Source organism: Streptomyces fructofermentans, from assembly GCF_014651055.1.
Taxonomy (GTDB): Bacteria; Actinomycetota; Actinomycetes; order Streptomycetales; family Streptomycetaceae; genus Streptomyces; species Streptomyces fructofermentans.
This window is the reverse complement of sequence record NZ_BMWD01000030.1, coordinates 44717-55680: the sequence shown is the minus strand read 5'-3', so window position 1 is coordinate 55680 and position 10964 is coordinate 44717. Positions and strand designations below refer to the sequence as shown.

The 10964-nt window shown below is 74.5% G+C and carries 6 protein-coding genes; 2 read left to right on the top strand and 4 right to left on the bottom strand.

Annotated features, from left to right (window positions below):
* Positions 1–66: 66 nt before the first annotated feature.
* The 3 genes from IE265_RS31710 to IE265_RS31700 form a co-directional block, all read right to left on the bottom strand.
* The gene (locus IE265_RS31710) at positions 67–1512 is read right to left on the bottom strand and encodes an aldehyde dehydrogenase family protein (protein ID WP_190039193.1); all 1446 of its coding nucleotides are present in this window, start codon (positions 1510–1512) and stop codon (positions 67–69) included.
* A 713-nt stretch (positions 1513–2225) separates the two neighbouring features.
* Complete coding sequence (locus tag IE265_RS31705) at positions 2226–4031, bottom strand: PucR family transcriptional regulator (RefSeq protein WP_190039192.1); 1806 nt, start codon at positions 4029–4031, stop codon at positions 2226–2228.
* 201 nt (positions 4032–4232) lie between these two features.
* Positions 4233–6356, bottom strand: a complete 2124-nt coding sequence (locus IE265_RS31700; RefSeq protein WP_190039234.1) for an ATP-binding protein — start codon at positions 6354–6356, stop codon at positions 4233–4235.
* A 312-nt stretch (positions 6357–6668) separates the two neighbouring features.
* Here IE265_RS31700 and gabT point away from each other — a divergent pair, with 312 nt between their 5' ends.
* Positions 6669–8003: a 4-aminobutyrate--2-oxoglutarate transaminase gene (gene gabT, locus IE265_RS31695; protein WP_190039191.1), complete on the top strand. Its 1335-nt coding sequence runs from the start codon at positions 6669–6671 to the stop codon at positions 8001–8003.
* A 131-nt stretch (positions 8004–8134) separates the two neighbouring features.
* Positions 8135–9028, top strand: a complete 894-nt coding sequence (locus tag IE265_RS31690; protein WP_190039190.1) for a phosphatase PAP2 family protein — start codon at positions 8135–8137, stop codon at positions 9026–9028.
* A 10-nt stretch (positions 9029–9038) separates the two neighbouring features.
* Here the strand turns inward: IE265_RS31690 and IE265_RS31685 are convergent, their stop codons facing one another.
* A complete protein-coding gene (locus tag IE265_RS31685) occupies positions 9039–10808 on the bottom strand; it encodes a chitinase (protein ID WP_229916754.1) in 1770 nt (589 codons plus the stop codon).
* Positions 10809–10964: the final 156 nt, after the last annotated feature.

Here is a 10964-nt window from a genome sequence, read left to right as displayed (position 1 = left end):
CGTGCACACGCGACGACGGCCGGAGCCCCCGCACAGCGGGCTCCGGCCGTCGTCGGGCCCCTCGGGTCAGAGAGCGAGCCCCGTGAGCACCAGCACCCGCTCGTAGGTGTAGTCGTCCATGGCGAACCGCACGCCCTCGCGGCCGACTCCGGACTCCTTCACCCCGCCGTACGGCATCTGGTCGGCACGGTAGGAGGGCACGTCGCCGATGACGACACCGCCGACCTCCAGGGCGCGGTGCGCCCGGAAGGCGGACTGCAGGTCGCGGGTGAACACACCTGCCTGGAGGCCGTACTTGGAGTCGTTGACGGCCGCGAAGGCCTCGGCCTCGCCGTCGACCTTCCGCATGCTGAGGACGGGTCCGAAGACCTCCTCGCAGGAGAGCGTCACGCCGTCCGGCACGTCGGTGAGGACGGTCGGCGCGTAGGCGGCGCCGTCGCGCTTGCCGCCGGTGAGCAGCTTGGCGCCCGCGTTCACGGCCTCGTCCACCCAGGACTCGACGCGCTTGGCGGCGTCCTCGCTGACCAGCGGCCCGACATCGGTGCCGTCGTCGGACGGGTCACCGGTCACCTGGGCCTCGACCGCGGCGACGACGCGCGGCAGCAGCCGGTCGTAGACGGACGCGTCCGCGATGACCCGCTGCACGGAGATGCAGGACTGGCCGCCCTGGTAGTTCGAGAAGGTGGCGATCCGGGCGGCCGCCCAGTCGAGGTCCGCGTCGCTCGCCCAGTCGGCCAGCACGACGGCCGCGCCGTTGCCGCCCAGTTCCAGGGTGAGGTGCTTGCGCGGCACGGAGTCCATGATCGCGTAGCCGACCTTGTCGGAGCCGGTGAAGGAGATCACGGGCAGCCGCTCGTCCCGGACCAGCGCGGGCATCCTGTCGTTGGCGACGGGCAGCACCGACCAGGAGCCGGCCGGGAGGTCGGTCTCGGCGAGCAGTTCGCCGAGCAGCAGAGCGCTCAGCGGCGTCGCGGGCGCGGGCTTCAGGATGATCGGGGCGCCGGCGGCGATGGCCGGGGCGATCTTGTGCGCGCACAGGTTGAGCGGGAAGTTGAAGGGCGCGATGCCGAGCACGACGCCCTTGGGGAACCGCCGGGTGAGGGCGAGGCGTCCCTGGCCGCCCGCGTCGGTGTCGAGGCGCTGGGCCTCTCCCCCGTTGAAGCGCCGCGCCTCCTCGGCGGCGAACCGGAACACGGACACGGCCCGGCCGACCTCGCCCCGCGCCCACTTGACCGGCTTGCCGTTCTCGGCGGAGATGAGCCGGGCGATCTCCTCGGTCCGCTCCACGAGCCGCCTGCTGACGTGGTCGAGGGCGGCGGCCCGCACATGGGCGGGGGTCGCGGCGAACTCGTCGCGCACGGCGTGGGCGGCCGCGACGGCCTCCTCGACCTGGGCGTCACTGGGCACGGCGACGGTGCCGACGACCCGTCCGTCCCAGGGGGAGGTGACGTCGAAGGTGGACTCGCCGGTGGCCTGGCGGCCGGCGAGCCAGAAGGCGTGGGTGGAAGTCATTGGGTTTCCCGGCCCTTCCGTTGGTGTGTCTGGGGGTCTTCCACCCCCACGGTAGGCCCGACCTGCCCCGCGGTCGTTTGTCCGCCCAGTAGCACTCCCCGGCGCGGCCACTCCGCTTTGTCGTACACCCGATCCGTACGAGGGCCCCGGCGGGCTCCGCCCCGCGGACGGCGCCCCGCCCGACGCGAGCACCTCCCCGTCCGGACCGCACACCCGCCGGACCACCGGCAGCCCCCGCCCGCCTGCCCCGTACGGCCGCCTCGCGCAGCCGGCCGGCCCGTACGCGCCCGCCCGCCCAACCCGTACGGCCGCACGCCCCGCCGGCCCGCGCCATCGGACCCGCCCGTCGGGACCGCCCCCGCCCCGGGCTCACGGCCCGTACGCGCCACGCGCCGAGCGGGTGGCCCCTGTACGGAGGACTGCGGCCCGGTCGCCGACGCGGGGAGCCGGACTGCCGGCCCCCGCACCACCGTGCCGCCCGCACCGAGCGCCAGGCGTCCGGCCCAGGACCCGCGCCGGATGCCGGATGCCGAATCCGGATGCCGACCACCCGCCGCCCCGGCCCACGCGTCCCGCGGACCCGGACCGTCGGCCGCGGGCCGGCCTGCTCGGGGCGGGCCGGCCCGCCCCCGGGCACCCCGCGACGCCCCCTCGGCACCCGCGCGGCGAGCGCCCCGGGGCCGGTTCACCCGAAAGGGCGGGGCGGGCGGGACCTACTCCCCCGTACCCGGTCCCGCCGAGGCTGCCGTGTCCGCCGAGGCCGCCGTGTTCGCCGGAGCAGCCGCGCCGACCGCGCCCACCCGGCCGGCAGGGGTGTCCGCCCCCGCGGTCGTCTTCAGCGCGAGCCACAGCTCCATGCGTACGTCCGGATCGTCCAGGGAGCGCCCGAGGATCTCCTCCACGCGCCGCATCCGGTACCGCAGCGTGTGCCGGTGCACGCCGAGATCCGCCGCCGCCGCGTCCCACTGCCCGTGCCGGGACAGCCAGGCGCGCAGCGAGGCCACCAGGTCCCCCCGGCCCGTCGCGTCGTGCTCGCGCAGCGCGCGCAGCAACCCGTCGGCGAAGGCCCGTACCGCGTCGTCCGCGAGCAGCGGCACCACGGACCCGGCGGCCAGTTCCTCGTGCTCGACGAGCACCCGCCCCCGGCGCCGGGCCACGGACAGGGCCTGCTCGGCCTGCTTGTAGGCGGCCGCGGCCGCCACGGGCCCGGCGGGCGCGGAGAGCCCGACGACCAGTTCGTCCTCGTCGCCGCCCGGCTCGGAGGCACCCCGCGCGCCGCCCACGGCCTCCGCGTACTGGGCGCAGGCCGAGACCACCGCGCCCCCGTCCGCGGCGAGCACGACGAGCCGCTCGCCGTCCGGTACGACGAGCACGGTCTCGCCGGAGCGGGCCGCGGCCGACTCGACCACCTCGGCGAGACCGCCCAGCAGGTCGCCCCCGGCGTGCACGACCTCGTCGGCGACGGCGAGCACGGCCGCGGCGGCCTCACCCGCCGGGGCACCCGCCCGACCCTTCCCGGTGCCGCCGGGAGCCGTTCCGCCACCGGCGCGGGCCCGCCCGGCGGAGGCGGACGCGGCCTCGGCGAGCATCATCCGGTAGGGCGCGTCGAGCAGCCCTCCGTACAGGTCGCCGGCAACCGCGCGGGCGTGGTCGGACTGTCCGGCCAGCAGCATCCGCAGCACGGCCGCCCCGATCCGCTGCTCGGCGGCGTGCAGCGCGCGGGACCGCTCGGTCGTCAGGGTGAGCAGGGCGATCGCGGAGTGCACGGCGTAGCGCTCGGCCGTCCCGAGCGCGGCGGCGGTGCCGACGGCCAGTGCGGCGCGGGCCCGCCGGCCGGTGCCCAGGGAGTGCAGCTCGACGCGGTCCTCCCCGTCCTCGGCCAGGCCGCCCACCACGGAGCTGGCGGGCGCGGCCCGCTCGCGCAGCCGTTCCACGTCAGCGGTGAGCCGGGCCGCCCGGCGTCCGGCCCAGTCGGGCGCGGTGGCGACGAGGGCGCCGGACGCGTCGTAGAGCGCGGCCCAGCCGTCGACCTGCGAGGCGAGGGCGGAGAGCAGGCCCTCGGGCCCGTCGCTGAGCGCCTGCTTGGTGAGTTCCCGCTGCGCGGCGAACCCGGCGGTCACGGCGCGGTACTGGTCGGCCGCGATGGCGGCGGAGACGGCCTTGCTGATGGCGAGGAAGGGTGTGCGGCGGGGCACCTCCAGGAGGGGAAGCCCCTCCTCCTCGGCCGCGTCCACGAGGGCCTCGGGGATCTGCTCGTAGTGCACGCCGACGGCGAAGCCGAGCCCGGCGACCCCGGCTCCCACCAGCCGCTTCACGTACCGGCGCATCGCGTCGGCGTCCTCCGCCTCCAGCTTGAGGGCGGTGATCAGCAGCAGCTCCCCGCCCTCCATGTACGGCACGGGGTCGGTGAGCTCGCTGGCGTGGACCCAGCGCACGGGGGTGTCGAGGCGTTCCCCGCCCGCGCGCACGGTGAGTTTGAGCGCCGAGTGGTGGACGAGCGAGCCGAGCGTGGGGGGCATGGTGCCTTCAGGTCTTCACGGGTTCTTCGACGGTCACGGACGGTGTGTTCCTTTGGCCGCAACGTATGAACGACCTGTGTCGATTCTGCCTCACCGTACGGTCGCCCCGTGACCCCCGTGCCCGGACCGCGTGCCCGGCGCACCCCTCAAAAAGCCCTCAGGCCAGAAGTCCCCCGGCCGTCCCCCGGAGTCCCGCGGCCCTCACTCGTGCCGGTCCCGGAGGTCGACGAGCAGCGGCGGCGCGTGCTCCCCCCGGACACCGGTGAGCGACAGGACCGCGTGGCCGGGCGGCACCCCGTGTGCCAGCTCGGACGCGGACCAGCGCTCCCGCTCGACCTGGCGCACGGTCACGGCGCGGGCGGTCGGCGCGTTTCCCGTGATCACCCGGCGCAGCATGTGCACGGCCTTGCCCGCCGGTGTCTCCGCGATGATCTGGCGGTCGGTGACGTCCCGCGCCTCGGTCCACTCCTTGCCCCAGACCTCGGCGAAGTCCTGGCCGTCCCAGGGGGTGAGGCCGGAGAGCGCCATCCGGCACCCGATGGCACCGAGCACCGGTGACCGCAGGGCCCTGGGGACGTCGTCCAGCGTGCGCAGGGTCAGTACGGCGCCGGCGTTGGCCGAGCGCAGGCGCTGGATGCCGCGTACGGCCCCGGGAGTGATCACGCCCGTGGCGTCGTCGAGGACGAGGCAGGCGAACAGCGACCGGTCCTCGCGGACGGAGACGCTGGCGGCGAACTGGGCGAGGACGAGCCGGGCGAGCATCCGGGAGGCGTCGGCGTGCCCGCGCTCGGGCAGGTCGATCCGGACGCGCACCGGATGGTCCAGGGCGCGCAGGGAGAAGGGCCGGGACTGCCCGGAGGTGTCGAAGAAGCCGGCGAACGCGGGCCGGTCGAGCAGGGCGACCCGGTCTGCGAGCACGCCGCCCACGTCACCGGGGTGCCCGAGCTGCCGTTCCCGCGCGTCGAGCTCGCGCAGCAGGGAGTCCTGCCCGGAGTCCGTGAGCCCCTTGCGGAGTTCCCTCAGCGGCTCGGGGGCGCCGTCGAGCAGCCGGCGCAGTTCGGGCACGGAGGGGAAGCGCCCGTGGACGGCCCGGTAGGGCCCGAGGAGTTGCGCGAGCACGGTCGTGGAGCGCCTGCTGTCGCCGCCGGGGTGCGGGTCGGCGAGGTCGCCGACGAGCGCCTCGGCGAGGACGGCGGCGGCCTCGTCCGGGTCGGTGGTGCCGCCGTACAGGTCGAGGTCGTACACGGATTCCGGGTTCCCGACCCGCACCACGACGTCGTACGCGTCGACCGGGCCGAGCCCGGCCCCCGCGGCGCCGACGACGACCACGGCGGCCCGTCCGGCGAGGGCGTGCAGGCACAGGGACTCGGCGAGCGGCCGGACGACCCGGCCGCTCTTGCCCGACCCGGCGGGGCCGACGGCGAGCAGCGAGGTGCCCAGCAGTTCGGGGCCGAGGGCGAGCCCGGTCCCCCGGTAGGCGTACGGGTTGCGCGGGTCGTCGGCGGTCGTGCCGATCCGCACCTGCCCGGTGACGAGGTCGTGGCGGGCGAGCCTGCCGGGCAGGTCGCGGTCGCCGGAGGGGTGCAGGCAGGCGGCGGCGCCGTCCTTCAGCACGGCTCCGGTGAAGGTGGCGAGGCTGTGCCGGCCGCTGCGCACGCCCTGCCAGGCGCGGGAGATCCGCGCGTGGTCGACGTCCCGCATGCGTCCGGACCTGGCCTCGGCGCCCAGCCGGTCGGCGGCCTCGGCCGCGCCGGCGGCGCGCACCTGGTTCCACTGCGCTGGGTCCTCCGCGGGGGCGGGCGGCCGCTCGGCCGCGGGTGTGGCGCGGCGCCAGGCGGGGACGCCGTACCGCCGCCACACCTCGTTCCAGCGGCCGAGCCGCCCGACGCCGACCATGATGCCGAGGGCGATCGCCAGGTAGTAGGCGTAGACGACCACGACGGACCCGAAGCTGTGCGGCTCGGCCCAGGAGTCCGGGATCATCGCGTAGAGGGGGAGCAGCCACCAGCCGCCGAGGTAGCCGTTCCACAGGAGCGACCAGATGAGCCAGCCCACGAGGAAGGCGATGAGCGCCCCGCTGATGAGCTGCCGGGCGGGAATCCGCTCGGGCTCCTCCTCCGGCCTGGGCAGGTGCCCGAAGCGCCAGACGCCCGGTGCCGCCTCGGGGCGCGGGGTCCGCAGCCAGGCGAGGAAGGCGGACCCGTCGGTCGGCGGGGGCGTCCCGGGGGCCTGGGCCGGCCGTGGCGGGACCTGCGGCGGCCCGGCCGGCCGCGGCACACGATCGGCGTGCGTGCCCCGTGCGTCCTGCGTGCCGTCGCTGTCCATCGCCTCTGCCACCCCTGACCAGCCGCTCCATATGTCGTCAGCGAGTCAATCTAACGCCCCCACAAGGGGAGTTCACCGCTTACCCGGCCGGGATCGCGGCGACTCGGCCGCCGCCCGCCCCGGCGCGCCCCGATCCGCGCCGCGGGCCCGCTATGTCCACGGCGGACAAGCGGATTCGCCGACAACGCCCAGATGGAGCATGCCCACCCTCCATTACCGGCCCTAGCCTGCGAAGAAGGAAGCCGAGCGTCCGAAGAGATTCCGTTCGCGAGCCGTCCGCAAGCCGTTCGCAAGACCCCCAGGGAGCCCCTCATGAGCGCAGTTCCGCAGGAGCGCCGCGTCGTCACCGCCATTCCCGGCCCGAAGTCCCAGGAGCTGCAGGCCCGACGCACCGCCGCGGTCGCGGCGGGTGTGGGGTCCGTCCTGCCCGTGTTCACCGCGCGCGCCGGCGGCGGGATCATCGAGGACGTCGACGGCAACCGGCTCATCGACTTCGGTTCCGGCATCGCCGTGACCAGTGTCGGCGCGTCCGCCGAGGCCGTCGTGCGCCGGGCGAGCGCCCAGCTCCAGGACTTCACCCACACCTGTTTCATGGTCACGCCGTACGAGGGCTACGTGGCCGTCGCCGAGGCGCTGGCCGAGCTCACGCCGGGTGACCACGCCAAGAAGTCGGCCCTGTTCAACTCGGGCGCCGAGGCCGTCGAGAACGCCGTCAAGATCGCCCGTGCCCACACCAAGCGCCAGGCCGTCGTCGTCTTCGACCACGGCTACCACGGCCGTACGAACCTGACGATGGCGCTGACCGCGAAGAACATGCCGTACAAGAACGGCTTCGGTCCGTTCGCGCCCGAGGTCTACCGCGTGCCGGTCGCCTACGGCTACCGCTGGCCGACGGGCTCGGAGAACGCCGGCGCCGAGGCGTCCGCCCAGGCCATCGACATGATCAACAAGCAGGTCGGCGCCGAGAACGTCGCCGCGATCATCATCGAGCCGGTGCTCGGCGAGGGCGGCTTCATCGAGCCCGCCAAGGGCTTCCTGCCCGCGATCAGCCGGTTCGCCGAGGAGAACGGCATCGTCTTCGTCGCGGACGAGATCCAGTCGGGCTTCTGCCGCACGGGCCAGTGGTTCGCGTGCGAGGACGAGGGCATCGTCCCGGACCTGATCACCACCGCCAAGGGCATCGCGGGCGGCCTCCCGCTCGCCGCCGTCACGGGTCGCGCCGAGATCATGGACGCCGCGCACGCGGGCGGCCTGGGCGGCACCTACGGCGGCAACCCGGTGGCCTGCGCGGGCGCCCTCGGCTCCATCGAGACGATGAAGGAGCTGGACCTCAACGCCCGCGCCAAGGCGATCGAGGCGACGATGAAGGCGCGCCTCGGCGCGATGGCCGAGAAGTTCGACATCATCGGCGACATCCGGGGCCGAGGCGCGATGATCGCGATCGAGCTGGTCAAGGACCGTACGACCAAGGAGCCGCACCCCGAGGCGACGGCCGCGCTGGCGAAGGCCTGCCACCAGGAGGGCCTGCTGGTCCTGACCTGTGGCACCTACGGCAACGTGCTCCGCTTCCTGCCGCCGCTGGTCATCGGCGAGGACCTGCTGTCCGAGGGCCTCGACATCATCGAGCAGGCGTTCACCCGCATCTGAGCGGGGTACGGCTCATCGGCTGCGGCCGTTGGGCCGGGAGGAGAGGGGCGTGTGAAGAACGTGTGCGAGGTGGATGACAGGACGCGATTCCTCCTGTCGGACGACCTGCGGCTGCCGTAGGTTCTAGGCAGATGAGAGATACACCCCGCCCACAGGGGACTGTGGGCGACTCCGGGTCGGAGCTTCCCCGGCTACGCCCTGGTCGTGCCATCGCGCACACAACCGGAGCCTCTGGTTCCGGGTCTCCTCACCGATCGGACAGTCGCTCGCCCCAAACCCCCCGGGGCGCGCGACAACCCGATCTGATCGGCCGCCCCGGAACCACCCCCCCTGTTCCGGGGCGGCCGGCCTGGGTCCTGGGCCCCCTTCTCCTCCTCTTCGCGCTGCTGACCTGGCAGGCGGCCGTCGACACGCCGCTGCGCCGGGCGGACGAGCGCCTCGCCGGAACGGTCGCGGACAGCCGCCTGCCCGAGCGGGCCGCCGAACTCCTCGCCGACCTCGGCAACATCACGGTCGCCGTCCCGGTCCTGCTCGCGGTCGCCGCGCACGTCGCGTGGCGCGCCCGGCGCGCGGCCCTCCCCCGCTGGTGGCTGCCGCCCCTCGCGGCGGTGGGCGCCCTGGCCGCCGTACCGGCGCTGGTCGTCCCGCTGAAGATCGTCATCGGCCGCACCGGGCCGCCCGGCATGGGGGGCGACGGCTACTACCCGTCGGGCCACACGGCCACCGCGGCCGTCGGCTACGGGGCGGCCTGCCTGCTCCTGCTCCCCTGGCTGCGCAGCCGCTACCTCCGCCGTGAACTCGTCATCGGCTGGGCGGTGCTCGCGGGAGCCGTCGGCTTCGGGCTGGTCCGCCGCGGCTACCACTGGCCCCTGGACGTCGCGGGGAGCTGGGTGCTCTCGCTGATCGTCCTGTACGTCATGGCGCTGGTCGTCGAGCGGTACGGACCGCCCTCGGACCAGGAGCCGGCCCAGGCGGCAGGGGCCGCCACCGGGCGGTCCCCTGCCGGGCCGGACCCACGAGCGTGAAGCCGGGCCCTCAGCCGAAGTAGGCGTCGAAGTTCCTGGAGAACTCGGCGTTGTTGTGCCGGTCCCAGTTGATCGACCACGTCATCAGGCCGCGCAGGTCGGGCCAGGTGCCGTGCGGGACGTACGAGCCGCAGCCGGTCCTCCTGGTCAGGCAGTCCAGCGCCTTGTTCACCTCGGCCGTCGACACGTGCCCGTTGCCCGCGTTGGTCGAAGCGGGCATGCCGATGGCGACCTGGTCGGCGCGCAGCGGCGGGAAGACGTTGTTCGCGTCGCCCGCCACGGGGAAGCCCGTCAGGAGCATGTCGGTCATCGCGACGTGGAAGTCCGCGCCGCCCATGGAGTGGTACTGGTTGTCGAGGCCCATGACCGGGCCCGAGTTGTAGTCCTGCACGTGCAGCAGCGTGAGGTCGTCCCGCAGGGCGTGGACGACCGGCAGGTAGGCGCCGGCGCGCGGGTCCTGGCCGCCCCACTTGCCGGTTCCGTAGAACTGGTACCCGAGCTGGACGAAGAAGGTCTCCGGCGCCATCGTGAGGACGAAGTCGTCGCCGTACGCGGCCTTCAGGGTCCTCAGGGCCGAGACGAGGTTCACGATCACCGGTGTCTTCGGGTTCTTGAAGTCCGTGTCGTCGGCGTTCAGGGAGAGCGAGTGGCCCTCGAAGTCGATGTCCAGGCCGTCGAGCCCGTACTCGTCGATGATGCCCGACACGGAGGAGACGAACCGGTCGCGGGCCGCCGCCGTCGTGAGCTGCACCTGGCCGTTCTGGCCGCCGATGGAGATCAGGACCTTCTTCCCCGCGGCCTGCTTCGCCCGGATCGCCGCCTTGAACTCGGCGTCGCTCTCGACGTTCGGGCACTCGGTCGCCGGGCAGCGGTCGAAGCGGATGTCCCCGGACGTCACCGAGGTGGGTTCGCCGAAGGCCAGGTCGATGACGTCCCAGCTGTCGGGGACGTCCGCCATGCGGGTGTAGCCCGAGCCGTTGGCGAAGCTCGCGTGGAGGTAGCCGACCAGGGCGTGGGCGGGCAGCGGGGAGGGGCCGCCGCCGGAGCCCGCCGTCGTGGTCGCGGTGGCGACCGGCGACTTCGCGGACTCGCCGGCGTCGTTCACGGCGGACACCTGGAAGGAGTACGCCGTCGAGGGCGACAGCCCGCCGACGGTGGCCGAGGTGCCGCTCGCGGACTGGACCCTCACCCCGTCGCGGTGGACGGCGTACCCGGTGGCTCCGGGGACCGCGGGCCAGGACAGCCCCACGCTGGTCGAGGTGATCTGGCCGACGGTGAGGCCGGTGGGCGCGGCGGGCGGGAGGCCGGCGTCGACGCCGGGTCCGACCAGGGAGAGGTCGTCGACGTGGTAGGCGCCGGTGCCGTACCACCCGTGGGTGTAGACCGTCACCCGGGTGGTGGAGGGGCCGGTGCGGAAGGTCGTGGCGAGCCGCTGCCAGTCCGGCGCGGACTGCGTCCAGGTGGAGACGTCGGTGGTGCCGGTGCCGCTCGCGCCGAGGTAGGCGTAGCTGCCGCGGACGTATCCGGCGAGTGTGTACTGGGAGTCGGGCCTGACCGTCACGGTCTGCGCGCACCGGGCGTTGTCACTGCCGGCCGGGGTCGCCCTCAGTGCCGAACCGCCGCTGCGTACGGGTGAGGTGACGACCGTGCCCGCCGTGCAGGTCCAGCCGTCGAGGCCGGCTTCGAAGCCGCCGTTGCGGGCGAGGTCCGCGTCGGCCGCACGGGCGGCCGACGAGAGCGCGGCGAGGCCGGGCAGGGCCAGAACGGTGGCCGTGCACACGGCGACGAACCTTCGGTGGCGACGGACGAATGGTCTGCTGCGGCCGTTGTGTCCGGTGCGATCCACTACTGCCTCCGGGCATGGGGGGATTGGAGGGTGGAGCGCGCCCAACCTGGTCCAGACCAATCGAGTTGTCAAGACCTCTGCCGCCCGGGA